The organism is Streptomyces ovatisporus (genome assembly GCF_042653885.1).
Lineage (GTDB): Bacteria > Actinomycetota > Actinomycetes > Streptomycetales > Streptomycetaceae > Streptomyces > Streptomyces ovatisporus.
On record NZ_JBHSFH010000012.1, the window covers coordinates 20,912 to 45,766 of the forward strand.

Below are 24,855 nucleotides of genomic sequence, written 5' to 3' on the forward strand. Positions count from 1 at the left end.
CGCCGCCGCTCTCTGCGGAGGTCAGGGGCCGGACCCGGGGGCGGTTTCCGGCCGCTCCCGGGCGCGCGCAGCACGTGCCGCCCCGTCAGATCCTCGACGGTCAGAGCCGCTCGGGCGTCCGGATGCCGAGCAGCGTCATGCCCTCGCGGAGGGTGCGGGCCGTCAGGTCGCAGAGGAAGAGGCGGTTCTCGGCCACCTGCTGCGACTCCGCCTTCAGCACGGGGCAGTTCTCGTAGAACGGGCCGAAGAGCGTGGCCAGTTCGTACAGGTACGCCGCCAGCTTGTGGGGTTCGTAAGCCTCGGCGACCGCGGTGAGGGTGTCCCCGAACTCGTCCAGGTGCAGGGCCAGGGCACGCTCGGCCGGCTTCAGCGTCAGTGTCGGATGCACAGCCGGCTTCAGCTCGCCCGCACGGCGGAAGATGGACCGGACCCGGGCGTAGGCGTACTGGAGGTAGACGCTGGTGTCGCCCTGAAGGGAGACCATCCGGTCGAGGTCGAAGACGTAGTCGCGCGTCATCGAGTTCGACAGGTCGGCGTACTTCACGGCACCGATGCCGACCTGGGCCGCCCGCTCCTCGATCTCCTCCTCGGTGAGGTCCTGTGCCTTCTCCCGTACGACGACGGCCGCACGCTGCTTCGCCTCGTCCAGCAGATCCACCAGCCGTACGCTCTCGCCCTCCCGGGTCTTGAACGGCTTGCCGTCCTTGCCCAGGACGGTGCCGAACGCCAGCTGCCGCGCCGCCCCCGCAGGGAGCCAGCCGGCGCGCTGCGCGGTCTCGAAGACCATGCGGAAGTGCAGCGCCTGCCGGGCGTCCACCACGTAGAGGACGGTGCCGGCGCCGAGCTTGCCGATGCGGTCGCGGATCGCGGCGAGGTCGGTGGCGGCGTATCCGAAGCCGCCGTTGGACTTCTGCACGATCAGCGGAGTGGGCGTGCCGTCGGGGCCCTTGACGTCGTCGAAGAAGACGCAGAGGGCTCCTTCGGAGCGCACGGCGACGCCTGAGGACTCCAGGTCCTTCACGACCTGCTGGAGATCGTCGTTGTAGGCGCTCTCGCCGACGATGTCCTCGTCGTGGATCTCGACGTCCAGGTCTTCGTAGACGGCGTGGAAGTACGTCTTCGACTCGTCGACGATCTTGTGCCAGAGGTTCCGGGTCTCCTCGTCGCCGGCCTGGAGGGCGACCACGCGGTCGCGTGCCCTGGCCTTGAACTCCTCGTCGGAGTCGAACAGCAGGCGGGAGTCCTTGTACAGCCGGTTGAGGCGGGCCATGGCGGCTTCGCCCTCGTCCCGGGCGTCCGCGGTGTCCGACGCGTGGTCCAGCTCGTGCGGGTGCTCGATCAGGTACTGGATGAGCATGCCGAACTGGGTGCCCCAGTCGCCGATGTGGTGGCGCCGGATCACCGTCTCGCCCCGGTGCTCCAGGATCTTGGTGACGGCGTCGCCGATGACGGTCGAGCGCAGATGCCCGACGTGCATCTCCTTGGCCACGTTCGGCTGCGAATAGTCGATCACCGTGGTGCCGGGCGATTCCGCGTACGGGACGCCCAGCCGCTCGTCGTCGGAGCGGGCGGCGAGGTTGCGCAGGACACTCGCGTCCGAGACGACGATGTTGAGGAAGCCGGGACCGGAGACCTCGACGGAGGCGATCTCCTCGTTGGCCGGAATGCTCTCCACGACCAGGCCCGCGAGCTCCCGCGGGCTGGTCTTGAGGCGCTTGGAGAGCGCCAGCATGCCGTTGGCCTGGAAATCGGCCCTGTCGCTCCGTCGCAGCATCGGGTCCAGCCAGTCGGCGGGGGTCTCCTGCGGCACCGAAGCCGAGAGGGCCTCCGCGAGGCACTGGTGGAGCGTGGCGGCGAGCGAAGGGACCGAGGCCATGAATGCGAGCCGTTCCGTACGTGGGTGGCTGGGTCAGCAGGCCCGAGTATCCCACGCGCCGCCAGGGCCGGGCACGCGAGTATCCCAGCGGCGAGCAGCCCCCGCACAGTGGGAGAATGGGCCGCGCAGACATGCGTCGCCGGAGCAGAGAGAAGGAAGTGCCGGAAGTGGATCGGACCACCACCGAGACCGACTGGGTCTCCCGTATCGCGGATGACGTCGTCGCCGAAGCGGAGCGTCGCGCGCCCGGGAAAGCAGTGGTCTGCGCCTCCGGGCTCTCCCCCTCCGGCCCGATCCACCTGGGCAACCTCCGCGAGGTGATGGTCCCGCACCTGGTCGCCGACGAGATCGCGCGGCGCGGCGTGGAGTGCGAGCACATCGTCTCCTGGGACGACTACGACCGGTTCCGCAAGGTCCCCGTGGGCGTCGAGGGCGTCGACGAGTCCTGGAACGAGCACATCGGGAAGCCGCTCACCTCGGTGCCCGCCCCCCGCGGCAGCGCCCACGGGAGCTGGGCCGCGCACTTCAAGGCCGCGATGGAGGAGTCCCTCTCCCAGCTCGGTGTCGAGTACCGCGGCATCAGCCAGACCGCGAAGTACACCTCGGGGGCCTACCGCGAGCAGATCCTCTTCGCGATGCGTGAGCGTGAGCGCATCGACGCCGTGCTGGAGCGTTACCGGACGCTGGACAAGGCCGCGGCGGGCGGCAAGAAGCAGCAGCAGAAGAAGAAGCAGGGTGAGCCGGACGCCGCCGAGCTGGAGGCCGCCGAGGGCTCCGGCGCGGCCTCCGAGGACGACGGCTCGGGCGCCGGCGGCGGGGCGTACTACCCGTACAAGCCCTACTGCACCGCCTGTCTGCGCGACACGACCACGGTCACCGCGTACGACGACGGGACGACAGAGCTCACGTACAGCTGCCGGTGCGGGCACAGCGAGACCGTCCGACTGAACGAGTTCGATCACGGCAAGCTCGTCTGGAAGGTCGACTGGCCGATGCGGTGGGCGTACGAGGGCGTGGTGTTCGAGCCGAGCGGCGTCGACCACCAGTCGCCCGGGTCGTCCTTCGTCGTCGGCGGTCAGCTCGTCGAGGAGATCTTCGACGCCGAGCAGCCCATCGGCCCCATGTACGCCTTCGTCGGCATCAGCGGCATGGCGAAGATGTCGTCCTCGAAGGGCGGCGTGCCCACGCCCGCCGACGCGCTGGAGATCATGGAGGCGCCGCTGCTGCGCTGGCTGTACGCACGCCGGCGGCCCAACCAGTCGTTCAAGGTGGCCTTCGACCAGGAGGTCCAGCGCATGTACGACGAGTGGGACGCCCTGGAGCGGAAGCTGGCCGCCGGACAGGCGCAGCCGGCCGACGCCGCCGCCCATCTGCGTGCGTCGACCACCGCTGCGGGCCCGCTGCCCTCGACGCCGCGTCCGCTGCCGTACCGGACCCTCGCCTCCGTCGTGGACGTCACGGCGGGCAACGACGAGCAGACGCTGCGCATCCTCAGCGAGCTGGACCCGGAGCGTCCGGTCCGTTCGCTCGACGAGGTGCGCCCGCGGCTCGACCGCGCGCAGCGCTGGATCGGCACGCAGGTCCCGGCCGAACAGCGCACGCGCGTACGGGCGGAACCGGACACCGCGTTGCTGGAGTCGCTCGACGACGAGCAGCGGGAATCGCTCCGGCTGCTGCTGGACGGCCTCGACGACCACTGGTCGCTGGAAGGACTGACGCAGCTCGTCTACGGCGTTCCGAAGGTGCAGGCCGGGATCGAGCCGGAGGCCAAGCCGACGCCCGAACTGAAGGTGGCGCAGCGGTCGTTCTTCGCGCTGCTCTACAAGCTGCTCGTCGGGCGTGACACGGGTCCGCGGCTGCCGACGCTGCTGCTGGCCGTGGGAACGGACAGGGTGCGCAAGCTGCTCGGGGCGTGAGCCCGGGCCGGGGGCCACGGGGGGCCGGGAGTCCGGTGCCGGGTGGGCCGGGCCCGGCACGAACAGGGTGGGGCCGCTGCGTCCGCACTCGCGGTGTGCGCCCGGTCGGCCGCCGCGGGGCGGGAGAGGTCAGCCCGCGAGGCCCATCTCGGTGTTGTAGCGCTCCCTGAACTCCCGCATGTAGGTGCGGAGATAGCTCTCGCTCAGCAGGGAGCCGTCGGCGTTCGTGACGCCGTGCGCTTCGTGCAGGGCGCGGGAGAGCTGGCGTGCGTTGGGGAAACTCGCCTGCGAGGCGACGAACTGCCGGTAGGCGTTGAAGTAGAACTCGTCACGCGGCACACCGTCGGGTATGCCGACGGGCTCGGCGTCCTCGGACACGGACGTGGCGGCGGGAGCCGGCGGTACGGGCTCCTGCTCGGGAAGGAAGTCGTACTCGTAGTCGTCCTCCTGCTGCCGGGCCCTCCCCGCCGGACGGGCCTGCTGCTCCTGGGGCTGCGCGGCGGGCGTGGGTTCCACGAACAGCTGCTGCTCCTCGACGCGTTGAGGCGGCAGATAGGCGGGTCCGCCGTTCACGGGTGCGTTCGAGTTGCCCAGCGCACGGCGGCGGCCGGGACCCACCGGAACGGTCACCTGCGGGTTCGAGGACTGCGGCCCGGCGTGGGTGTACTCGGAGACGGGCGCCCGAGCCTGTGCGAGCCCGGGCTCGGGTACAGGTTCGGCGGTCGGTTCCCTTTCCGTGACGGCCTCTTCCCGGGCCGGCGGTCTGCGGGACGGGGCGGGTGCCGGCTCGGCGGCCGCGCCCTGCGGGTGGTCGGCCCCACCGGACATGAACTGCCTGTTCTCCGCGGCCAGTTCGCGTTGTCCGGAGGTGAACTGCCCGTCCCCGTCAGGTGCCTGGGCCCTCGCGGTGAGTTCCGGGCGCCGCTGTTCCTGTTCACGCTGCCCGCCCCGCAGGGCGCCGGCGCTGCCGGAAGCAGCCGCCGAACGGGACGCCACAGCAGGCGCGTCGATGCCGGCCGCCGCCAGACCCTGCGGTCCGGTCTCGGACAGCGGTACGCCGTAACGGGCGAGCTTGAGCGGCATCAGCGACTCGACGGGGGCCTTGCGCCGCCAGTTGCGTCCGAACCGCGCCTGCAGCCGGGCCTCGTAGACGAGCCGGTCCTGTTCCATGCGGATGACCTCGTCGTAACTGCGCAGCTCCCACAGCTTCATCCGGCGCCACAGCCGGAAGGTCGAGGGGAACGCGAGCAGCCAGCGCGAGACGCGTACGCCTTCCATGTGGCGGTCGGCCGTGATGTCGGCGATGCGCCCGATCGCGTGCCGGGCGGCCTCCACGGAGACGACGAAGAGGACGGGGATCACCGCGTGCATCCCGACACCGAGGGCGTCGGGCCAGGCGGCGGCGCCGTTGAAGGCGATGGTCGCGGCGGTCAGCAGCCAGGCGGTCTGACGCAGCAGCGGGAAGGGTATGCGGATCCAGGTCAGCAGCAGGTCGAGGGCGAGCAGTACGACGATGCCCGCGTCGATGCCGATGGGGAAGAACGGGGCGAACGCGCCGAAGCCCTTCTTCTCGGCGAGGTCGCGCACGGCGGCGAACGAACCGGCGAAGCCGATCGCGGCGATCGTCACGGCACCGATGACGACCACCGCGACCAATATGCGGTGTGTACGAGTCAGTTGTACGGCCTGCACTGGAGTTGTCCCCCACCCTCGGAAACCGGCGCGGCGCACCAGACTGGCACACGCGTCAAGTCCCCGCCGCACCGAGCACGGCGGGGGACCGGCCTCACTTCAGGGACGCGACCGCTTCCCCGGCCGCCTTCTCGGCGTTCTTCCCGAGGTCGGCGGCCTTGGGAAGCTTGGCGTCCTCGAAGCCGGCGCCCGAGTAGTCGACCGAGACGACGACGTTCGCCTCACGCACCACGAGGCGTTCCTCACGGAAGCTCTCGGACTTCTCGCCGTCCTTCTTGTCGACCTCGTAACTGACCGCGGTCGCCTGCTCGCCGATGCCCTTGACCGGCTCGGTCTTGAGGTCCTTGTTGGCCTTGTCCGTCTTGAGGGCGTCCACCTGCTGCTGAAGGAAGGCGCCTGCGAGCTTGTCGCCGGAACCGCGGGAGGCGTCGGAATCGAAACGCTTGAGGGAGACGGTCAGCTGCCGGTAGTCGAACTTGTCGAGGCCGCTCCACAGGCAGCTGCCCGAGTCCTGGGTGTTGCCGGTGCCGATGCGCTTGCCGGAGGCGTTCTCCGTCTTCGGCGTCAGCTTCTTCACCGTGTCCTTGGAGACCGTTCTGCAGGCGTCCGGGAGCTCCTTGAACTTCACGGGAGCCGCGCTGGGAGTGCTCTCTCCCTGCTCGGAGGAGGCCGGCTCCCCTCCGGACTCGGAGGAGCAGCCTGCGACCAGCAGGGCCGGAAGAACGACTGCCGCGCAGGCGAGCGTACGGGCGGAACGCGTGGCGCTTCGCGGTGAGGTTCGCTGAGCTGTACGGGGCATGGTTCCTTCGCTTCCAGTCTGTCTGCGTCAGTTGTCGTCGAAGTCCGCGGCGAGCTCCTCGGCAACGCTGCGGGCCTTCTCCTGCAACTCGGCGCTGTCCGGGGTACGTCGCTTGTCGGTCAGCCACTGGTCGTAGGTGACCGTGGCGATCACGTTGGCGCTCCGGAAGACGAGCGTAATGTCCCGGTGGACTCCGGAGTCGCCGGTGTCCAATTGGTCGTCGATGTAGGCGTTGTCACCGATGTCGTCGAGCGTACGAGGGGAAAGGTCCGCGTCAGGGGAGGCGGAGGGCTCGCTCTCGGACTCCTCCGGGCCGGGAGAGCCGTCGCTGTTGTCGGATTTCTCACTCTCGCCGCCGGGGTCGCCGCCGCCTTCGCCGCCGCCCTTGCCGTCGGTGCCGCCGTCACCCGCGTCCCCGTTGTCGCCTTCGCCGGGTTCGGTGCTTTCCTCCGCCTTTTCCGCTTCGCTGCCGTCCCCTTCGCCGCCGTCCCCTTCGCCGCCGTCCCCTTCGCCGCCGTCGCCCTCGTCGGCGGGGGGCTCGCTCTCGGTGGGGATCTCCGCCTGGCCGGCGCGCTCGTCGTACAGCAGCTGCGCCTGCTCGTCGTCGCTCACCGCGGGGTCGTAGGAGACCACGCGCTCGAAGTCGACGGTGAGGTTACGGGTGGCCAGGCTGTTCGTGCTCTTCCAGCGGCAGCCGGCGCGACGGTCGGTGTCGTAGGTGGCGATCGCCTCGCCCTCGTACGGGGAGTCCTCGTCGTCGCTCTCCGTCCCCTTGCCGGGGGTGCTGCTGCTGCCTTCCGTCGCGCCTTCGGCGTCCGGGAGGAGCTTCTTGAGGGTGCCGAGGCCGACGGCTCCGCAGGGCTCGGGGAGCGTGCGGTACCTGCCGGGCGGGGCCGAGGTTTCGGGGGTGCCGGAGCTGCCGGCCTCGGTGTCACCGCTGCCGTCCTCGTCCGGTGAGCTTGTGCAGGCGGTGAGACCGCCGGAGAGCATGACGACCAGCGCGACGCCGGTGACGTACGTCCTTGCCCTCCGCTGCACTGTTCTGCCTCCTGGTCCGGCCCTGCCGTCGGTGGTGCTGCTTCGTCCTGGTGGTGCTGCCCGTCGGCCGGTTCGTCCGGCGGCCGGACGGCGACGGCGGACTCCGCGGGCGGTGGCGCGCGAAGACGCCGGGCCCGCCCGTCCGCCCCGCCGGAAAAGCGTTGTCGCCGTGGCGGTGCCACGGAACACAATGTCTATCGCACGCACGGCTCGGCCGTCCGGTCGCGCGGTGCCTATGTTGCGCAAAGTCCGCTTTTTCCTTTTCCGGACTTCTTGCGTTCGTCTGCGCTTCGTTCATGGGGGAGTTGAGGGAGATGTCCTACACCGAGGTCGCCGGTGCCCGGGTGCCCATCCGGATGTGGGCCGACCCGGCAACCGTCGAGGACGGAGCGATGCAGCAGCTGCGCAACGTCTCGACACTGCCCTGGATCAAGGGTCTCGCGGTGATGCCGGACGTCCACTACGGCAAGGGCGCCACCGTCGGCTCCGTGATCGCCATGAACGGCGCCGTGTGCCCCGCTGCCGTCGGCGTGGACATCGGGTGCGGCATGTCCGCGGTGAAGACCTCTCTCACCGCGAACGACCTGCCCGGTGACCTGTCCCGGTTCCGCTCGAAGATCGAGCAGGCGATCCCGGTGGGGCGCGGGATGCACGACGAGCCCGTGGATCCCGGCCGTCTGCACGGCTACCCGACCGCGGGCTGGACGGACTTCTGGCAGCGGTTCGACGGGATCGCGGAGGCCGTCAGGTTCCGCCAGGAGCGGGCCACCAAGCAGATGGGCACGCTCGGGTCCGGCAACCACTTCGTCGAGGTCTGCACCGACACCGACGGGGCGGTGTGGCTGATGCTGCACTCCGGGTCCCGGAACATCGGCAAGGAACTCGCCGACCACCACATCGGTGTCGCGCAGAAGCTTCCGCACAACCAGAACCTGGTCGACCGCGACCTGGCCGTCTTCGTGGCGGACACCCCGCAGATGGCGGCGTACCGGAAGGACCTGTTCTGGGCGCAGGAGTACGCGAAGCACAACCGCGCCGTGATGATGGGGCTGCTGACGGACGTGGTCCGCAAGGAGTTCAAGAAGGCCGGGCCGCGGTTCGAGCCCGAGATCTCCTGTCACCACAACTACGTCGCGGAGGAGCGGTACGACGGCCTGGACCTGCTCGTGACCCGCAAGGGCGCCATCCGCGCGGGCTCCGGCGAGTACGGCATCATCCCCGGCTCAATGGGGACCGGGTCCTACATCGTGAAGGGGCTCGGCAACCCCGCGTCGTTCCAGTCCGCTTCACACGGGGCGGGCCGGAGGATGAGCCGGAACGCCGCGCGCAAGCGCTTCTCCGCGCGGGACCTGGAGGAGCAGACGCGGGGCGTCGAGTGCCGGAAGGACTCCGGAGTCGTGGACGAGATCCCCGGCGCGTACAAGCCGATCGAGAAGGTCATCGACCAGCAGCGCGACCTCGTGGAAGTCGTCGCGAAGCTGAAGCAGGTCGTCTGTGTGAAGGGCTGAGGCACGGACGCGGCTCAGCGCCCGGGCGCACCCGGGCGCCGAGCCCGTCGGGGCTCGGCGCCCGGCGGAGCCGCCGCCCGAGGTGGTCCGGTGAGCGGCGGCGCCGTGGGGCGCCACGGGGCCGTGGCGCGCTGTGCGCCGCCGACGGCGTCAACGCTCGCGGTGCACCTTCGAGTTGGACGCCTGTGCCCGCGGACGGACGACGAGCAGGTCGACGTTGACGTGCGGCGGGCGCGTGACCGTCCAGGTGATGGTGTCGGCGACGTCCTCGGCGGTGAGCGGCTCGGCCACTCCCTCGTAGACCTTGGCGGCACGTTCGGCGTCCCCGCGGAACCGGGTGAGGGCGAACTCGTCCGTCTTCACCATGCCGGGCGCGATCTCGATGACGCGTACCGGCTGCCCGCACAGCTCCAGGCGCAGTGTCTCCGCGAGCACGTGCGCCCCGTGCTTGGCCGCGACGTAACCGCCGCCGCCTTCGTACGTGGCGTGCCCGGCGGTGGAGGAGACGACCAGCACCGTGCCCTCGCCCGAGGGGGATTCGACCAGCGCGGGCAGCAGCGCCTGGGTGAGGTGCAGCACGCCGAGGACGTTGACCTCGTACATCTGGCGCCAGTCGGCCGGGTCCGCTGTGGCGACCGGGTCGGTGCCCAGGGCGCCGCCGGCGTTGTTGATCAGGACGTCGCAGCGGTCGAGTTCGGCGGCGAAGGCGTCGACGGCTGCTCTGTCGGTGACGTCCAGCGGGCGTGCGACAGCTTCGTGGCCTGCGCCGGTCAACTCCTCGGCCAGCGCGTCGATCCGGTCCAGCCGCCGGGCCGTCAGGACGACGCGGTAGCCCTCCTCGGCCAGTTGACGTGCGGTGGCGGCGCCGATGCCGCTGCTGGCGCCGCTGATGACAGCAGTGCGGTTGGTCATGGCGGAAAGGCTACGTGCGCTGTCCAGAGGGAGGGGCTGCGACAGGGGGCGCACCGCGCCTCCTGCGGCCGTGCGCCCGGTGGCGGGCAGACCGCCGCGGCGGAGACCGCGTGATCACGAGATCACGCCCGCTGCTTCGGGACCGTCGTCTCAGGTGGCCGGGGTCCGAGGTGGCCGGGGTCCGAGGTGGGACGCCGGAGCCTGCACGGCGAACCGTCCCGGACGCTTCCGTCAGTGTCCGCGCGGCGCATACATGATCACTGCGACCCCGGCGAGGCAGATGAGAGCCCCCGTCACGTCCCACCGGTCGGGGCGGAAGCCGTCCACGACCATGCCCCAGGCCAGTGAGCCCGCGACGAAGACGCCCCCGTACGCGGCGAGGATCCGCCCGAAGTCCGCGTGGGGCTGGAGCGTGGCGACGAGGCCGTAGAGCCCCAGGGCGATGGCACCGCCGCCGATCCACACCCACCCCCGGTGCTCACGTACGCCTTGCCAGACGAGCCAGGCACCGCCGATCTCCAGGAGCGCGGCGAGGGCGAACAGGGCAACGGAGCGTCCGACGAGCATGGCCGCAGGCTACGCGGCACGCAGCGCCGCGGTACCCGTCCACTGGGCGAGAGCGTGCCGCAGACCTTCCAGGTCCGGGGCGTCGGACGCCCAGGCGATGTAGCCGTCGGGACGTATCAGCAGCGACCGTGTCCGCTTGCCGCCCTCCCCGCCTGCCGACTGGGCGTGCACGACGAGATCCTCGTCCACCACTCCCGGGGCCGGACCGGCGCCCGGCGGCGTGACGAGGACGAACTTGCCCTCCCGCAAGACCTCGTAGAGACGACCGCAACTCGGCCCGGGGCCCAGCGCCAGGTCGGGAGCGCGCTTGCCGACGAGGGGGTGGGAGCCGCGCGGAGACGCATACGAGATGCCGATACCCGAGACGGTACGCACAGCGTGCCGGCCCAACGGGCCCACTGCGTTGATGAGTCCGGCACCAGCCGCCCGCAGGGCCCGGAGCGCTGCGGAGCGGGCGAGGGCGATCCGGATGATGGCGCCGCTGGCCCGCAACGCCTGGGTACCGACCGGATGACGCTCCTCGTGGTAGGTGTCCAGCAGCCGGTCCGGCACGCGGCCGTGCAGGACGGCGGAGAGCTTCCAGCTGAGATTGGCCGCGTCCTGCAGGCCGGTGTTCATGCCCATGCCCCCGGCGGGGGAGTGGACGTGAGCGGCGTCCCCGGCGAGGAGGACCCGGCCGACCCGGTAGCGCGGGGCCTGGCGTTCGTCGCTGTGGAAGCGGGAGATCCAGCGGGGGTCGTGCATCCCGAAGTCGGAGCCGAGCGCCTGACGGGTGAAGTCGCGGACCTCGTCGAGACCGGCCGGCTCGCTGTCGGGTAGCTGCCGGTTCCGGTTCCAGCCGCCCACGCGGTACCAGCCGTCGCCGAAGCTTCCGATCAGGGCGAACGCATCGTCGACGGCGTCGAACATGAAGGGCTGCTGCGGCGGTTCGGCCAGCCGGACGTCGGCGAGCACGATGGAACGGATGACGGACTTGCCCGGGAAGGGGAGCCCGAGCGCCGCCCGGACAGTGCTGCGCACACCGTCGCAGCCGACCAGATACGACGCGCGCAGAGTGGCGGACGAGACGGACGAGACGGACGAGCCGGACGGGACGGATGAGGCGTCGGACGCGGCCGACATGGCCGCCGCGGCCGACACGTGGGCCGTGTCCGACGCGGCGGGAGCGTGGGCTCCCCCGCCGTCCGCCGCAGCCTCGTCCCGCTCGCCGGGCGTCGTGACGTCCACCTCGACGCCCGTCTCGTCCTGGCGCAGGCCGGTCACCTCAGTGCCGTACAGGAAGGTCACCCCCGCCTCGCGGGCCCGTCGCTCCAGCAGCTTCTCGACCTCGAACTGCCCCACGACGAGGACGTACGGATAGCGGCTCGGCAGCGTCGTCGGATCGAGCACCGCACGCCCGAAGATCCCCAGCCCCTGTGCACGAGCGCCCCGCTCGGCCAGTTCGTCGCCCACCCCCCGGGCGTCCAGCTGCTCCAGAGTGCGGGCATGCACGACCAGTGCCCGCGAGAGGTTGCTGATGCCCGCGTCGCGCTGTTCGACGAGCGTGACCCTGTGCCCGGCCGACGCGAGGTCGCCGGCGGTCAGCAGGCCGGTGGGACCCGCGCCCACGACGATCACGTCAGCGGCGTCGGCCTGTGACGTACCGGCCCGCCGGCTCTGTGCGCTGCTGCGTGTCATGGCGCCTCCCCTGATGCCAACGCTTGTTGGTCAACGCTTGTTGGCAACGTAGACGCCCCGGATCTGGTCTGTCAACACGCGTTGGCCTACAGTTGTTGGCATGGACGCAGAGAAGGCCGCCGAGCAGAGGACGAGAGCAGCCGACGCGGGCGCGGCGGTGAACGTCGCCGTCGCCGGTGGGGCGGCCGGTCCGCACCGCCGTTCCGAGGCGACGAGGGCCGCCATCCTCGACGCCGCCCGCGACCGCTTCGCCGCCGACGGCTACGAGCGCGCGACGATCAGGGCCATAGCGCGTGACGCCGGTATCGACCCCTCGATGGTGATGCGCTACTACGGCAACAAGGAGGGTCTCTTCGCCGCCGCCTCCGAAATCGACCTCCGGCTGCCCGACTTGAGCGGCACGCCGCACGAGGAGACCGGTGCCCGGCTCGTACGCCACTTCCTCGACCGCTGGGAGGGCGACGAGACCTTGAACGCGCTGGTGCGCGTCAGTGTCACCAACGCGGCGGGCGGCGAGCGGCTCCAGGCCGTCTTCCGCGACCAAGTGGCCCCGGTGGTCGCCGCCGTGTGTCCGGATCCGGCCCAGGTCCCCACGCGTGCGGCCCTGCTCGCCTCCCAGATCCTGGGGATGGCCCTGGCGCGGTACGTGCTGAAGCTGCCGCCCGCGGTCGACCTGGACCACGAGGAGATCGTGGAGTGGCTGGCGCCGTCGGTTCAGCGGTACCTGACGGCGGAACGGCCTTGAGAGCCCGGGCTGTTCCGCCGGGCCGCCCCGTGGGCGGCTCGCCCCCGCCGCCGTCGCGGCCCGGACAGACCGGACAGCCCGGCGGCAGCGGCGCGGCGCAAGTGACGTTCCGGCCCCGATGAGTTGACCCGGGGCGCGTGGGTACCCGGGAGGCCACGGACGGATCCCCAGCTGATGAGAGGTGTCATAGCGTGTCGTCCTCCCTCGTAGAGACCGTGGATGTCGAAGCTCCGCTCGGCGTTACCTGGGCCCTGTGGCACGACGTGGCGGAGTGGCCGAAGTTCCTCCGGCACGTGAAGGACGTCGTCCGCATCGACAACCGGTCCTTCACGTGGTGGCTCGATCTTCCGGGGGCCGACAAGAGCTTCACGGCTGAGATCACCGAACTCGTCCCGCAGGAGCGCATCGCCTGGAAGACCACGGACGGTGTCGAGCACGCCGGCGTCGTCACCTTCCACCGCCTCAGCGACACGTCGAGCAGGGTGACGCTGCAGATCGAGTACAACCCGCAGGGTTTCGTGGAGCGGCTGGGCGCGCTCACCAACCTCGACTCCGCGCTGACGAATTACGACCTGGGGGAGTTCAAGTTCAAGGCGGAGACCGCCGCGGGCAACCCCGCGAAGCTCTGAGCCCCCGCCGCGCAGACCGCGTGACGGGCGTCCGCCCCGCCGGGAGTGCGCTGTCAGCCGGGCTCAAGTCCGTCGCGCCGGCCGGGTCGTCGAGCCGGGCCCGGGCCGGGGCGGCGCCGGGAAGGTCAGGGCCACACCAGGCAGTACGGCTGGTGTCCCGCCATGTGCAGGCGGTCCGAGAAGTCCTGCCACTCGTGCAGCAGTTGGTAGACGTTGTAGGCGTCCTGAGGGCCGGAGCGGTCCGGCACGGTGGACCAGATGAAGGCTGCCGCGCCCACCGACTCCTCGCCGATGCCGCGCAGCGGGTCGACCACGGTCATGGGCAGTTTCACGACTGCGTAATCCGGGTGCAGCACGACGAGTTCGAGCGGCGGCACCCGGTGAAGCGGTATGCCTTCGATGCCGGTGAGCACCATGGCGGCCATCGTCTCCGGCTTGATCTTCGTGAACATGCCGTGGCCCAACTCGTCGCCGCCGAGCTCCTCGGGGCGCATCGAGACGGGGACCCGTGCGGCCGTCGCTCCGTCCGGGGCGCCGAAATACTTGTAGGTCACCCCCACTCGGCCGCCACCCTTGCTGATTCCAGTGTCCTTCTCCACCGCGTCTCTTCGATGGCGTCCCCTTGCGCGCTCCGGACCGAGGTCCCCGGTGCCCTCGCCCAGTCCTCCACCGCGCTGCATGTCACCACCCGACCACTCGCGGCTTCCGCCGCGCAACCCGATCATCGTGTCAGAGACCTCCCCGCCTCACGGGTCGTGAAACGCCCCGCAGCGTCCGGGTAATCCCCGCGTTACCCGGCCGGTACCTCCCGGACCACCCATACCTCACGTACCTCCCGCTGGGACGCCGTTCGGTCAGGACGCTCTGACACCATGGCCCTTGTGACTTACTCGTACGAGGCCCCAGTATCGCAGTCGCTCTTCGACCGTGCCGCCGCTGTGACACCAGGAGGCGTGAACTCTCCGGTGCGCGCGTTCCGCGCCGTGGGCGGTACGCCCCGGTTCATGGTGTCCGGAGCCGGTCCGTACCTCGTCGATGCGGACGGGAGGGAGTACGTCGACCTCGTCTGCTCGTGGGGGCCGATGATTCTGGGTCACTCTCATCCCGAAGTGATCGCGGCCGTCGGGGAAGCGGTGGCGCGCGGCACCTCCTTCGGTACGCCCGGCGAGGACGAGGTGCGGCTCGCGGAGGAGATCACCGACCGGATCGAGCCGGTGCAGCAGGTGCGTCTGGTCTCTTCCGGCACGGAGGCGACGATGTCGGCGATCCGCCTGGCACGCGGTTTCACAGGGCGCGCGAAGGTCGTGAAGTTCGCCGGCTGCTACCACGGTCACGTGGACGCGCTGCTGGCGTCGGCCGGTTCGGGGGTCGCCACGTTCGGACTGCCCGACACTCCGGGGGTCACCGGTGCCCAGGCCGCCGAGACGATCGTGCTGCCGTACAACGACATCGAGGCCGTCCGTGCGGCGTTCGCGGCACAGCCCGACGAGATCGCGTGCGTCATCACCGAGGCGGCTCCGGGGAACATGGGCATCGTGCCGCCGCTGCCCGGCTTCAACGCCCAACTCAGTGAGCTGTGCAGGCAGTACGGCGCGCTCTACGTCTCCGACGAGGTGATGACGGGCTTCCGCGTGAGCAGGCAGGGCTGGTTCGGGATCGACGGCGTGACGCCCGACCTGATGACCTTCGGCAAGGTCATGGGTGGCGGCTTCCCGGCCGCGGCCTTCGGCGGACGGCGCGACGTGATGGAGCACCTCGCACCGTCCGGACCCGTCTACCAGGCCGGGACGCTCTCGGGGAACCCGGTCGCGACCGCCGCCGGCGTCGCGCAGCTGCGTCTGCTGGACGACGCGGCGTACGAAGCGGTGGACGCCGCGTCCGAGCAGCTGCGTGGTGCTGTCGCCGAGGCGCTCGGCAAGGCGGGCGTCGCACACCAGTTGCAGGTCGCGGGCAACATGTTCTCGGTATTCTTCACCGACTCGCCGGTCACGGACTACGAAGGGGCCAAGGCCCAGGACGCCTTCCGCTTCACGGCGTTCTTCCACTCGATGCTGTCGCAGGGTGTCTATCTGCCCCCGTCCGCCTTCGAGTCGTGGTTCGTCTCGACCGCACATGACGACGGAGCACTGGAGCGGGTGGCCGAAGCGCTGCCCGCCGCCGCACGAGCTGCAGCGGAGGCGACCGCATGAGCACAGAACGCAGGACGACCGCCGCAGGCGGTCCCGGCGAGGACGCGAGAGAGACCGCGGGCCGGGCCGGTCGCGACGGGACCGTCACCGTCGTGCACGTGATGCGGCACGGCGAGGTCGAGAACCCCACCGGCATCCTCTACGGGCGGCTCCCCGGCTACCACCTCTCCGAGCTGGGCCGCCGGATGGCCGACCGGGTCGCCGAGCACCTCGCCGGACGTGACATCACGCATGTCGTCGCCTCCCCCCTGGAACGCGCACTGGAGACGGCCGAGCCGATCGCCAAGACGCACGGACTGGACATCGCCACGGACGACGGCCTGATCGAGGCCGACAACGTCTTCCAGGGGAGGGCGGTCGGTGTGGGAGACGGCGCTCTGCGCAGACCCGCGAACTGGCGGCATCTGTTCAACCCCTTCCGGCCGTCCTGGGGCGAGTCGTACGTGCACCAGGTCGTCCGGATGAGGGCCGCCCTCGACGCAGCGCGGGACGCGGCACGGGGACACGAGGCGGTCTGCGTCAGCCATCAGCTGCCGATCTGGACGCTGCGCAGCTTCGTCGAGCGGCGCAGGCTCTGGCACGACCCGCGACGCCGGCAGTGCACCCTGGCCTCGCTGACCACCTTCACCTTCGACGGCGACAAGATCGTCTCGGTCGGCTACACGGAGCCGGCGCGCGATCTGGTGCCGCCGCACCTCCGGGCGGGCGCGCGAGGCGCCGGAGGAGGCGGAGGGCGGGGGGCCTGAGGCCACCGGACCGACTCGACGTACGAGGACGTGCCGCTCATGCCCGCGCGTACCCGCCGAGCAGGCCGTGCGCACCGGACACGGGGGGCGGGAAAGATCCCTTCGGGAGCCATGCGAAACTTTTCACATGAGTAGGATCCGCACCCTCCGTCAACGCTCTGTCCTGCTGGTCGCCATGGTCGCGGCGGGCGCGTCGGTGCTCGCCGGGTGCGGCGAGGGGGAGACCGGATCGTCCTCCGGCGACAAGAACTTCGTGCAGGGCACCGGCCAGATCACCAAGGTGCCCAGTGGGGAGCGGCAGGCCGCTCCCGCCCTCTCGGGCAAAGGCGTCGACGGCGAGCGGCTGAACCTGTCCGAGTACAAGGGGAGAGTCGTCGTCCTGAACGTCTGGGGCTCCTGGTGCCGTCCCTGCCGCGACGAGGCGCCGAATCTGGCCAAGGTCGAGAAGGAGACCGACGACAAGGACGTCCAGTTCATCGGGATCAACACTCGCGACCTCGACCGTGCCAACGCCGAGGCTTTCGAGCGCAACTACGAGGTCGAGTACCCGAGTTTCTTCGACCCCAGCGGCAAGCTGATCCTCCGCTTCCCCAAGGGCAGCCTCTCCCCGCAGGCCATTCCGTCGACGCTGATCCTGGACCGCAAGGGCAGGATCGCCGTGCGGGCGCTGAAGGAACTCAGCGAGAGGGAACTGCGTTCGGCGCTCGACCCGTTGACGGCGGAGAAGTGACCACGGCATGAGCGTGCTCGCCGACACCGCTGATGCCGCCGCCGTCGTCACCACGGCCGCCGCAGGTTCGAGCGGGGTGAACCACACGGTCCTGAGCGGCGCACTGCTGCTGGCCGTTCCCATCGCGGTGCTCGGCGGTCTCGTCTCCTTCTTCTCCCCGTGCGTACTCCCCCTGGTCCCCGGCTACCTCAGCTACGTCACAGGGGTCAGCGGCACCGATCTGGCGCAGGCCAGGCGCGGCCGGATGCTCCTCGGCGCGGGCCTCTTCGTGCTCGGTTTCACTGCTGTCTTCGTCTCGGGCGGTGCCCTCTTCGGTGGCTTCGGGGCGACGCTGCAGGAGAACCGGACGGTGATCTCCCGGGTACTGGGGGCGCTGACGATCCTGCTGGGGCTGGCGTTCATGGGCGCACTCGGCCCGCTGTCGCGCTTCACGTCCCGCGAGTTCCGCATCCACCGCAGGCCGGCTGTCGGACTGGCCGGGGCACCCATGCTCGGTGTGCTGTTCGGGATCGGCTGGACGCCGTGCATCGGGCCGACGCTCGCCGCCGTGCAGACCCTCGCCTTCAACGAGGCCAGTGCCGGCCGCGGGGCGCTGCTGACGGTGGCGTACTGCGTCGGTCTCGGCGTCCCCTTCGTCGTCGCCGCCATCGCCTTCCGGCGCACCCTCGGCGCCTTCGGCTGGGTGAAGCAGCACTACGCGTGGGTGATGCGGACCGGCGGCGCGATGCTGGTCGTCGTCGGCCTCCTGCTCGTCACGGGGGCCTGGGACCGGATCGTGTACGACCTGCAAGTCTGGTCGTCCGACTACACCGTGGGAATCTGAGATGCGTACGACGTCCATCGCCTCCGGCGACAGCGGCTCCTCCGAGAACACCGGCAGCGACGCCGCCGGCACCGCCGGGGAGGAGAAGCGGCTGGCGCGCGAGGCCGCCTCACAGCTGGACCAGCTGGACCAGGAGTCCCAGCGCTCGACGCTCTCCACCGCACCGGGTGAGGACAGGCTCAACGTCCCCTCCATGAGCGCCGTCGGCTGGGCCCGCTGGATCTGGCGGCAGCTGACCTCGATGCGCGTCGCCCTGATCCTGCTCTTCCTGCTCTCCCTCGCCGCGATCCCCGGCTCCGTCATCCCGCAGACCGACGTCGACAGCGTCAAGGTCGAGGAGTTCCGGAAGAAGCACGACGTCCTCTCGCCCGTCTACGAGAAGCTCCAGCTCTTCGACGTCTACACGTCGGTGTGGTTCTCGGCGATCTACATCCTGCTGTTCATCTCGCTGGCCGGCTGCATCGTGCCGCGGACCTGGCAGTTCGTCGGGCAGCTGCGGGGCAGGCCCCCGCGTGCGCCGCGCCGCCTGGACCGGATGCCCGCCTACACGACCTGGCACACCGGCACCGCGCCGGACGACGTCCTGAGCAGGGCCTCGAAGCTGCTGGGCAAGCGGCGCTTCCGGGTGCAGCGTGACGGTGACGCCGTCGCCTCCGAGAAGGGCTTTCTGCGGGAGGCGGGCAACCTCGTCTTCCACATCGCGCTGATCGTGCTGCTGCTGGCCTTCGCCGCCGGGCAGCTGTGGAAGTCCGAGGGCGGCAAGCTGATCATCCAGGGGGACGGTTTCTCCAACACCCTCACGCAGTACGACGACTTCAAGTCGGGTTCCCTCTTCGACGCGGACGACCTGGACTCCTTCGGCTTCACCCTCGACCGTTTCCACGCCACGTACGAGGAGAGCGGCCCGGAGAAGGGAACAGCCCGCGACTTCCGCGCCGACGTCTCGTTCTGGAAGGGCGCGGACGGCAAGGAGAAGCAGAGTTCGATCGAGGTGAACCACCCGCTCGAGGCAGGTGACACCAAGGTCTATCTGAACGGCAACGGCTACGCCCCGGTGGTCTCCGTCAAGGACGGCGAGGGCAGGACCGCCTACCGGGGTCCCGTCCCCTTCCTGCCGCAGGACGGCAATCTGACCTCGTCCGGGGTCGTGAAGGTCACCGATTACCGGAACGCGAAGGGATTCAAGGACCAGCTCGGATTCCAGGGCTTCTTCGTGCCGACCTTCGGCGGCTCCGGTTCCGGCTCGATGTTCTCGCAGTCCCCTTCCCTGAAGTACCCGGTGCTCTTTCTCACCGCCTACCACGGTCCCCTCGGGTTCGAGAGCGTGTACCAACTCGACACCGAGCCCATGAAGCAGTTCAAGGAAAAGGACGGGAAGCCGCTCGCGAAGAAGATCCTCCCCGGTGAGTCGATGAAGCTGCCGGACGGAAAGGCCTCGCTGAAGTTCGAAGGCGTACGGAAGTGGGCGCAGTTCCAGATCGTCCATCAGGTCGGCAACGGCTGGGCGTTGGGCGGTGCGCTCGCTGCGATCGGCGGGCTCGCAGGATCGCTGTTCATCCAGCGGCGCCGCGTATGGGTGCGGGCAGTCGAGGGGCCGGACGGCCGTACCGTCGTGGAGATGGCCGGTCTCGGCCGCAGCGAGTCCGCGAGACTTCCCGAGGAGCTGGGCGACTTGGCGCTCGCCCTGCAGACCGATGCCCCGCCGACGCATGCGGAGGCCGCACAGCACACGGACGCCGCACAGCACACCGACGCCGAAGAGGAACGCGAAGAGGACGCCGACGCCGGGCAGGACCCGGCCCCGGCCGCCTCTGGTCCGGCGTCCCGATCCGCGTCCGGCACCACGCCCGGCAAGACCACCGAAGCAGGCCCCCAGGACGGCGCCGAAGCCTCGCCGCGAGGAGAACGCCAGTGAACATCGCTGCCGCAACCAACGAGAGTCTCGCCGAGATCAGCAACTACCTGATCTATTCGGCGATGGCCGTCTACACGCTCGCCTTCGTCGCACACATCGCCGAGTGGGTCTTCGGCAGCCGCAGCAAGGTGGCCCGTACGGCAGCCGCCTTGAGCGGCGGACGCGAGAAGGGGAGCGAGGACGCCGCGCCCGCTGTGGAGGTACGGACAGGCGGGAGCACTTCCGTACTGGAGCGCCCCAGGATCGTCGTGCGCTCCTCGTCCGGCCGCCGCGGCGACCTCCCCGACGGCCCCGGCGCCTCGGGCGGGGACGAGCAGGGCGACCTGTACGGCCGGATCGCCGTCTCGCTGACGACGCTGGCGTTCCTGCTGCACGTGGCGGGAGTGCTCGCCCGTGCACTGTCGGTGCAGCGTGCCCCCTGGGGCAACATGTACGAGTTCTCGACGGCCTTCTCGATGGTCGCCGTCGCCGGCTACCTCGGGTTCCTCGTCGCGAAGAAGAACGTCCGCTGGATCGGCCTGCCCCTGGTCACGACGGTGCTGCTCGACCTGGGTCTCGCCGTCACGGTGCTCTACACCGAGAGCGACCAGCTCGTGCCCGCACTCCACTCCTACTGGCTGTGGATCCACGTCTCGCTGGCCATCTGCTGCGGCGCGCTGTTCTACCTCGGCTTCGTGGCGACGGTGCTCTACCTCTTCCGGGACCGCTACGAGACGAAGCTGCTGGACGGAGGCACCCCCGGCGGCTTCGCCACGTCCGTGCTGGAGCGGCTGCCGTCGTCCTCGTCGCTGGACAAGTTCGCCTACCGCATCAACGCCGCCGTCTTCCCCTTCTGGACGTTCACCATCGTCGCGGGCGCCATCTGGGCGGGCGACGCCTGGGGCCGCTACTGGGGCTGGGACCCGAAGGAGGTCTGGTCCTTCATCACGTGGGTCGCGTACGCCTGTTACCTGCACGCCCGTGCCACAGCGGGCTGGAAGGGCCGCAAGGCCGCGTACCTGGCGCTGCTCGCCTTCGCGTGCTTCCTCTTCAACTACTACGGCGTGAACATCTTCTTCAACGGCAAGCACAGCTACGGCGGCGTCTGAGCCGTCCCGGTCCTCTCGCCCCCGCCGGCGCTCCCGGGCCGCTGCCGGCCCGCCCGTTCAGCGGGTCTGCGGCGGCTCGTCCGTGCCGTTGTCCCTGTGCCGTGACTCCTCCTCGCGGCGGCGCAGTTCCGCCTCCTGCCGCGCGGGGTCGGGCTTCGACGTGCTGTCGGCGGCGCCGTCCGCGGGTGCGGGCCCGGGCGCCGGCTCCGCGTTCGTGCCGCGCTCGCCGCCGTCGGCCGGAGGGGTGTCGTCCGTGCCTGCCTGGAAGGTGCGGCCGGATCCCGCGTCGCTCCCCGGCTCGCTTCGCCCGCCGTCGGACTGCGGACCGCGGGGCGGGGCGCCGTCGTCGAGGGACTTCAGGAACTCCGGGTTGTCGTCGGGCGCGACCCACCTGCGCTCGTCGGGACGAGTCGCACCGTACGGGGCGTTCCGGCGAGGACGTCCGACAGCGAACCAGGCGATCGGGCCGAGCAGCACCTGGCCGAAGAGCAGGATGACGATCACCCACACCACCTTCGGCAGCTTGCGTACCTCTTTCTCCGGTGTGTTCAGGCAGTCGATGAAGGCGTAGATCCACACCGCCAGGACGAGGATGAACGGCAGGTACCTCAGCATGTGTGACGCCCCCTAGGCGAGCTGACTCGGCGCGGCGGGCCAGTTGTGCGGTTGGCGCGGTTCGCGTTGCGGTTCACGTACGTAAGCCAGCGTAACGGTGTGCCGTCCGGCCCCGGGGGCGGGCGGCGAAGGCCGCAGTGCCATACCGGATACTGGGGCGCATGGCTTACGACGATCTCCGCTCGCTGCTGCGGGCGCTGGAGCGGGACCGGGACCTCAAGCGCATCAAGGCCGAGGTGGACCCGCACCTGGAAGTCGGGGAGATCGTCGACCGGGTGCAGAAGTCCGGCGGTCCGGCGCTGCTGTTCGAGAACGTCAAGGGGTCCTCGCTGCCGCTCGCCATGAACGTCTTCGGGACGGACCGCCGTCTGCTGAAGGCGCTGGGCCTGCGCTCCTACGACGAGATCAGCGAGAAGATCGGCGGTCTGCTGAAGCCCGAAGTCCCCCAGGGGTTCATGGGGATGCGGGAGGCCTTCGGCAAGCTCGGCGCGATGGCGCACGTACCGCCGAAGAAGGTCAAGGACGGGCCCGTACACGATGTGGTGGTGCAGGGCGACGACGTCGACCTGGATCAGCTGCCCGCCCTGTTCACCTGGCCCGAGGACGGCGGCTCCTTCTTCAACCTCGGCCTGACGCACACCAAGCACCCCGAGACCGGCGTACGCAACCTCGGTCTCTACCGGCTCCAGCGGCACGACCGCCGCACCATCGGCATGCACTGGCAGATCCACAAGGACAGCCGCAACCACTACCAGGTCGCTGCCCGGCGCGGCGAGAAGCTGCCCGTCGCCATCGCCTTCGGCTGTCCGCCCGCGGTGACGTACGCGGCGACGGCGCCGCTGCCCGGAGACATCGACGAGTACCTGTTCGCGGGCTTCACCCAGGGCAAGCGGGTCGAGATGGTCGACTGCAGGACCGTGCCGCTCCAGGTTCCCGCCAACGCGGAAGTGGTGCTGGAGGGCTGGCTGGAGCCCGGGAAGACGCTGCCGGAGGGCCCGTTCGGCGACCACACCGGCTTCTACACGCCGCAGGAGGACTTCCCCGCGCTGACGATCGACTGCGTGACGATGCGCAAGCGTCCCGTCTTCCAGTCGATCGTGGTGGGCCGGCCGCCGACGGAGGACGGGCCGCTCGGGCGGGCCACGGAGCGGTTCTTCCTGCCCCTCTTCAAGATCATCGTCCCGGACGTCGTGGACTACCACCTTCCCGAGGCGGGCGGGTTCCACAACTGCATGATCGTCTCGATCGACAAGAAGTACCCCAAGCACGCACAGAAGGTCATGCACGCCATCTGGGGCGCCCACATGCTCTCCCTGGAGAAGCTGATCATCGTCGTGGACGCCGGATGCGACGTACGCGACCTGCACGAAGTCGCATGGCGGGCGCTCGGGAACGTCGACTACTCCCGTGACCTGACCGTCGTGGAGGGCCCCGTCGACCATCTCGACCACGCCTCGTACCAGCAGTTCTGGGGCGGTAAGGCGGGCATCGACGCGACCGCGAAGCTGCCCGAGGAGGGCTACACGCGCGACGGCGGCTGGCCGCACATGATCGAGTCCGACCCGCGGATCGCCGAACGCGTCACCGCGCGCTGGAAGGAGTACGGCCTGTGAGCGGCGAAGCAGTCGCAGGCGACGGCGGCGCCGAGCCCGGTGGGGCCACCGCGCCGGTGCCGGCGGGGAGCCCCCGCCCGCAGGGAGGCGTACGGGCGTTCCTGCGCCTGGTGATGATCGAGCACTCTGTCTTCGCACTGCCGTTCGCCTACATCGCCGCGCTCACCGCGATGTCCGAGAAGAGCGGAGCCGTCCAGTGGCGTGAACTGCTGCTCGTCACCGTCGCGATGGTCGGCCTGCGCACCTTCGCCATGGCCGCGAACCGGATCATCGACCGCGAGATCGATGCCCGGAATCCGCGCACAGCAGGACGCGAGCTGGTCACCGGTGCGCTGTCCGTGCGGTCGGCGTGGGCGGGTGCCCTCGTCGCGGTCGTCGTCTTCCTCGGGGCGTGTGCGCTGCTCAACCCGCTCTGTCTCGCTCTCGCGCCCGTCGCCGTCGTCCCGATGGTCGTCTATCCGTACGGGAAGCGCTTCACCGACTTCCCGCACGCCATCCTCGGCCTCGCGCAGGCCATCGGGCCGATCGGCGCGTGGATCGCCGTGACCGGCGCCTGGTCGTGGGACGCGGTGGTGCTCGGACTCGCGGTCGGCGTGTGGATCGGCGGCTTCGACTTGATCTTCGGCTGCCAGGACGTCGCAGCCGACCGTGCGCACGGGGTGCGGTCCGTCCCGGCCCGCTTCGGGATCGCGAGGGCGCTGTACGGGGCGCGGGTCAGCCATGTCGTCACCGTGGCGCTGCTGGGCTGGTTCGGCCGGCTCAGCGGGGCGGGGGCGTTCTACTGGCTGGGTCTGCTGATCGTCGCCTGCGCCTTCGTCTACGAGCACTCCATCGTCAAGCCCGGTGATCTCTCCCGGCTCAACCGGGCCTTCTTCACCGTCAACGGGTTCATCGGCATAGCCCTGTTCGTCTGCGCGCTGCTCGACCTCGCTGTGCGCGGGCTGGGCGTCTGACCGTCCGGGCGTCGTTCGGTGTGATGCCGGTGGCTGGCAGCACTGCCTGCCGGCGAGCGGCCCGCTGCGGGCACTCGGGGTGCCCGCACGCAGTGCGTCAGTGCCAGGCGGCAGTGCGGCGCGGCAGTGCTTCAGTGCGATGCGTCAGTGCCAGGCGGGCTTGGCGCCGCCGGGTACTCGTCTGGCCGACGTCAGGAAGGCCGCCACGATCCCGCCGACCAGCCCGAACAGGTGCCCCTGCCAGGAGATCCCGCCGTCGGTGGGCAGCACCCCCCACAGGATCGAGCCGTACAGGACGGCGACGACGCCGCCCATCGCCACGTCGGTGATGCGGCGGTCCACGAAACCCCGCACCAGCAGATAGCCGAACAGCCCGAAGATCAGGCCGGAGGCGCCCGCCGTGTTGCTCGCGTCCGGAGCCACCAGCCACACGCCGACGCCGCTCACCACGATGATCGTCAAGGCGACGGCAAGGAACCGTGCCGCCCCGCGCAGCGCCGCGAGGAAGCCGAGGACGAGCAGCGGCAGCGTGTTCGCCACGAGGTGACCGAAGCCGAAGTGCATGAACGCGGCCGGCACGACGTCGACCAGCTCGCTCTGCTGACGCGGCACGATCCCGAAGGTGTCCAGCGCGTGGCCGGTCACGTAGTCGACGGCCTCCAGCACCCAGAGCAGGGCGACCCAGGCCAGGATGAGCTTGGCCGCAGTCCTGGCGCCCCCGCCGGTGAACCTGCCGCTGCTGGTGCTGTCGGTGTCGGACCCTGATCCGTACGCCATCGAGTCTCCCCTTGAGAGAGTGGGCGGAGCCGATGCCTTTGCTGTGG

22 protein-coding genes are annotated in these 24,855 nt (G+C 70.3%); 12 read left to right on the forward strand and 10 right to left on the reverse strand.

The annotated features are described in order from the left end of the window. Positions 1-100: 100 nt before the first annotated feature. Positions 101-1,876 (reverse strand): arginine--tRNA ligase, encoded by a 1,776-nt coding sequence (gene argS / locus ACFPA8_RS20810; protein ID WP_386450743.1) that lies wholly within the window; start codon positions 1,874-1,876, stop codon positions 101-103. A 131-nt stretch (positions 1,877-2,007) separates the two neighbouring features. On the opposite strand from argS, the gene lysS reads away from it, so the two are divergent. Then, the gene (lysS, locus tag ACFPA8_RS20815) at positions 2,008-3,792 is read left to right on the forward strand and encodes a lysine--tRNA ligase (protein WP_386450913.1); all 1,785 of its coding nucleotides are present in this window, start codon (positions 2,008-2,010) and stop codon (positions 3,790-3,792) included. 129 nt (positions 3,793-3,921) lie between these two features. On the opposite strand, the gene ACFPA8_RS20820 is transcribed toward lysS, so the two are convergent. The 3 genes from ACFPA8_RS20820 to ACFPA8_RS20830 all read right to left on the reverse strand — a co-directional run bounded on the left by ACFPA8_RS20820 (position 3,922) and on the right by ACFPA8_RS20830 (position 7,321). After that, positions 3,922-5,451 (reverse strand): DUF2637 domain-containing protein, encoded by a 1,530-nt coding sequence (locus ACFPA8_RS20820; protein WP_386450915.1) that lies wholly within the window; start codon positions 5,449-5,451, stop codon positions 3,922-3,924. Positions 5,452-5,578: 127 nt separating this feature from the next. After that, positions 5,579-6,283: a DUF3558 domain-containing protein gene (locus ACFPA8_RS20825; RefSeq protein ID WP_386450745.1), complete on the reverse strand. Its 705-nt coding sequence runs from the start codon at positions 6,281-6,283 to the stop codon at positions 5,579-5,581. Between the two features lie 27 nt (positions 6,284-6,310). Next, positions 6,311-7,321: a hypothetical protein gene (locus ACFPA8_RS20830; protein WP_386450746.1), complete on the reverse strand. Its 1,011-nt coding sequence runs from the start codon at positions 7,319-7,321 to the stop codon at positions 6,311-6,313. A 314-nt stretch (positions 7,322-7,635) separates the two neighbouring features. Between ACFPA8_RS20830 and ACFPA8_RS20835 the strand changes: the two genes are divergently transcribed. Further along, positions 7,636-8,829: an RtcB family protein gene (locus tag ACFPA8_RS20835; RefSeq protein ID WP_386450748.1), complete on the forward strand. Its 1,194-nt coding sequence runs from the start codon at positions 7,636-7,638 to the stop codon at positions 8,827-8,829. Between the two features lie 150 nt (positions 8,830-8,979). On the opposite strand, the gene ACFPA8_RS20840 is transcribed toward ACFPA8_RS20835, so the two are convergent. The 3 genes from ACFPA8_RS20840 to ACFPA8_RS20850 form a co-directional block, all read right to left on the reverse strand. Further along, the gene (locus tag ACFPA8_RS20840) at positions 8,980-9,741 is read right to left on the reverse strand and encodes an SDR family NAD(P)-dependent oxidoreductase (protein WP_386450750.1); all 762 of its coding nucleotides are present in this window, start codon (positions 9,739-9,741) and stop codon (positions 8,980-8,982) included. Positions 9,742-9,972: 231 nt separating this feature from the next. Continuing rightward, complete coding sequence (locus tag ACFPA8_RS20845; protein ID WP_386450752.1) at positions 9,973-10,308, reverse strand: YnfA family protein; 336 nt, start codon at positions 10,306-10,308, stop codon at positions 9,973-9,975. 9 nt (positions 10,309-10,317) lie between these two features. After that, the gene (locus tag ACFPA8_RS20850) at positions 10,318-11,985 is read right to left on the reverse strand and encodes an FAD-dependent oxidoreductase (RefSeq protein ID WP_386450754.1); all 1,668 of its coding nucleotides are present in this window, start codon (positions 11,983-11,985) and stop codon (positions 10,318-10,320) included. 100 nt (positions 11,986-12,085) lie between these two features. Here ACFPA8_RS20850 and ACFPA8_RS20855 point away from each other — a divergent pair, with 100 nt between their 5' ends. Both ACFPA8_RS20855 and ACFPA8_RS20860 read left to right on the forward strand, forming a co-directional pair. Then, the gene (locus ACFPA8_RS20855) at positions 12,086-12,730 is read left to right on the forward strand and encodes a TetR/AcrR family transcriptional regulator (protein ID WP_386450756.1); all 645 of its coding nucleotides are present in this window, start codon (positions 12,086-12,088) and stop codon (positions 12,728-12,730) included. A gap of 191 nt (positions 12,731-12,921) precedes the next feature. Continuing rightward, a complete protein-coding gene (locus ACFPA8_RS20860; RefSeq protein WP_386450758.1) occupies positions 12,922-13,359 on the forward strand; it encodes an SRPBCC family protein in 438 nt (145 codons plus the stop codon). 125 nt (positions 13,360-13,484) lie between these two features. Here ACFPA8_RS20860 and ACFPA8_RS20865 read toward each other — a convergent pair whose 3' ends face one another. After that, positions 13,485-14,039 (reverse strand): hypothetical protein, encoded by a 555-nt coding sequence (locus tag ACFPA8_RS20865; protein WP_386450917.1) that lies wholly within the window; start codon positions 14,037-14,039, stop codon positions 13,485-13,487. 192 nt (positions 14,040-14,231) lie between these two features. Between ACFPA8_RS20865 and hemL the strand changes: the two genes are divergently transcribed. The 6 genes from hemL to ccsB all read left to right on the forward strand — a co-directional run bounded on the left by hemL (position 14,232) and on the right by ccsB (position 20,850). After that, on the forward strand, positions 14,232-15,548 hold the full coding sequence (gene hemL / locus ACFPA8_RS20870) for a glutamate-1-semialdehyde 2,1-aminomutase (protein ID WP_386450760.1): 1,317 nt from the start codon (positions 14,232-14,234) through the stop codon (positions 15,546-15,548). Between the two features lie 101 nt (positions 15,549-15,649). After that, entirely contained in the window at positions 15,650-16,294 is a 645-nt protein-coding gene (locus ACFPA8_RS20875) for a histidine phosphatase family protein (RefSeq protein WP_386450919.1), read from the forward strand. A 127-nt stretch (positions 16,295-16,421) separates the two neighbouring features. After that, complete coding sequence (locus ACFPA8_RS20880) at positions 16,422-17,024, forward strand: TlpA family protein disulfide reductase (protein WP_386450762.1); 603 nt, start codon at positions 16,422-16,424, stop codon at positions 17,022-17,024. Between the two features lie 7 nt (positions 17,025-17,031). Further along, entirely contained in the window at positions 17,032-17,847 is an 816-nt protein-coding gene (locus tag ACFPA8_RS20885) for a cytochrome c biogenesis CcdA family protein (RefSeq protein WP_386450764.1), read from the forward strand. Between the two features lies 1 nt (position 17,848). Beyond that, the gene (gene resB / locus ACFPA8_RS20890; protein WP_386450766.1) at positions 17,849-19,762 is read left to right on the forward strand and encodes a cytochrome c biogenesis protein ResB; all 1,914 of its coding nucleotides are present in this window, start codon (positions 17,849-17,851) and stop codon (positions 19,760-19,762) included. Next, the gene (gene ccsB / locus ACFPA8_RS20895) at positions 19,759-20,850 is read left to right on the forward strand and encodes a c-type cytochrome biogenesis protein CcsB (protein WP_386450768.1); all 1,092 of its coding nucleotides are present in this window, start codon (positions 19,759-19,761) and stop codon (positions 20,848-20,850) included. The genes resB and ccsB overlap by 4 nt, the downstream gene beginning before the upstream one ends. 57 nt (positions 20,851-20,907) lie before the next feature. Here ccsB and ACFPA8_RS20900 read toward each other — a convergent pair whose 3' ends face one another. Beyond that, positions 20,908-21,465 (reverse strand): PLD nuclease N-terminal domain-containing protein, encoded by a 558-nt coding sequence (locus ACFPA8_RS20900; protein WP_386450770.1) that lies wholly within the window; start codon positions 21,463-21,465, stop codon positions 20,908-20,910. A gap of 161 nt (positions 21,466-21,626) precedes the next feature. Between ACFPA8_RS20900 and ACFPA8_RS20905 the strand changes: the two genes are divergently transcribed. Both ACFPA8_RS20905 and mqnP read left to right on the forward strand, forming a co-directional pair. Beyond that, on the forward strand, positions 21,627-23,078 hold the full coding sequence (locus ACFPA8_RS20905) for a menaquinone biosynthesis decarboxylase (RefSeq protein ID WP_386450772.1): 1,452 nt from the start codon (positions 21,627-21,629) through the stop codon (positions 23,076-23,078). 56 nt (positions 23,079-23,134) lie between these two features. Beyond that, positions 23,135-24,031 (forward strand): menaquinone biosynthesis prenyltransferase MqnP, encoded by an 897-nt coding sequence (gene mqnP, locus ACFPA8_RS20910; RefSeq protein ID WP_386450921.1) that lies wholly within the window; start codon positions 23,135-23,137, stop codon positions 24,029-24,031. Between the two features lie 144 nt (positions 24,032-24,175). On the opposite strand, the gene ACFPA8_RS20915 is transcribed toward mqnP, so the two are convergent. Beyond that, positions 24,176-24,808 (reverse strand): rhomboid family intramembrane serine protease, encoded by a 633-nt coding sequence (locus tag ACFPA8_RS20915; protein ID WP_386450774.1) that lies wholly within the window; start codon positions 24,806-24,808, stop codon positions 24,176-24,178. Between the last annotated feature and the right edge of the window lie 47 nt (positions 24,809-24,855).

Bases quoted from the DNA above. Each gene is read 5' to 3' on its own strand.
- argS (WP_386450743.1), bottom strand. From the start codon at position 1,876: ATGGCCTCGGTCCCTTCGCTCGCCGCCACGCTCCACCAGTGCCTCGCG.
- lysS (WP_386450913.1), top strand. From the start codon at position 2,008: ATGCGTCGCCGGAGCAGAGAGAAGGAAGTGCCGGAAGTGGATCGGACC.
- ACFPA8_RS20825 (WP_386450745.1), bottom strand. From the start codon at position 6,283: ATGCCCCGTACAGCTCAGCGAACCTCACCGCGAAGCGCCACGCGTTCC.
- ACFPA8_RS20835 (WP_386450748.1), top strand. From the start codon at position 7,636: ATGTCCTACACCGAGGTCGCCGGTGCCCGGGTGCCCATCCGGATGTGG.
- ACFPA8_RS20840 (WP_386450750.1), bottom strand. From the start codon at position 9,741: ATGACCAACCGCACTGCTGTCATCAGCGGCGCCAGCAGCGGCATCGGC.
- ACFPA8_RS20845 (WP_386450752.1), bottom strand. From the start codon at position 10,308: ATGCTCGTCGGACGCTCCGTTGCCCTGTTCGCCCTCGCCGCGCTCCTG.
- ACFPA8_RS20850 (WP_386450754.1), bottom strand. From the start codon at position 11,985: ATGACACGCAGCAGCGCACAGAGCCGGCGGGCCGGTACGTCACAGGCC.
- ACFPA8_RS20855 (WP_386450756.1), top strand. From the start codon at position 12,086: ATGGACGCAGAGAAGGCCGCCGAGCAGAGGACGAGAGCAGCCGACGCG.
- ACFPA8_RS20865 (WP_386450917.1), bottom strand. From the start codon at position 14,039: ATGCAGCGCGGTGGAGGACTGGGCGAGGGCACCGGGGACCTCGGTCCG.
- hemL (WP_386450760.1), top strand. From the start codon at position 14,232: ATGGCCCTTGTGACTTACTCGTACGAGGCCCCAGTATCGCAGTCGCTC.
- ACFPA8_RS20875 (WP_386450919.1), top strand. From the start codon at position 15,650: ATGCGGCACGGCGAGGTCGAGAACCCCACCGGCATCCTCTACGGGCGG.
- ACFPA8_RS20880 (WP_386450762.1), top strand. From the start codon at position 16,422: ATGAGTAGGATCCGCACCCTCCGTCAACGCTCTGTCCTGCTGGTCGCC.
- ACFPA8_RS20885 (WP_386450764.1), top strand. From the start codon at position 17,032: ATGAGCGTGCTCGCCGACACCGCTGATGCCGCCGCCGTCGTCACCACG.
- resB (WP_386450766.1), top strand. From the start codon at position 17,849: ATGCGTACGACGTCCATCGCCTCCGGCGACAGCGGCTCCTCCGAGAAC.
- ACFPA8_RS20900 (WP_386450770.1), bottom strand. From the start codon at position 21,465: ATGCTGAGGTACCTGCCGTTCATCCTCGTCCTGGCGGTGTGGATCTAC.
- ACFPA8_RS20905 (WP_386450772.1), top strand. From the start codon at position 21,627: ATGGCTTACGACGATCTCCGCTCGCTGCTGCGGGCGCTGGAGCGGGAC.
- ACFPA8_RS20915 (WP_386450774.1), bottom strand. From the start codon at position 24,808: ATGGCGTACGGATCAGGGTCCGACACCGACAGCACCAGCAGCGGCAGG.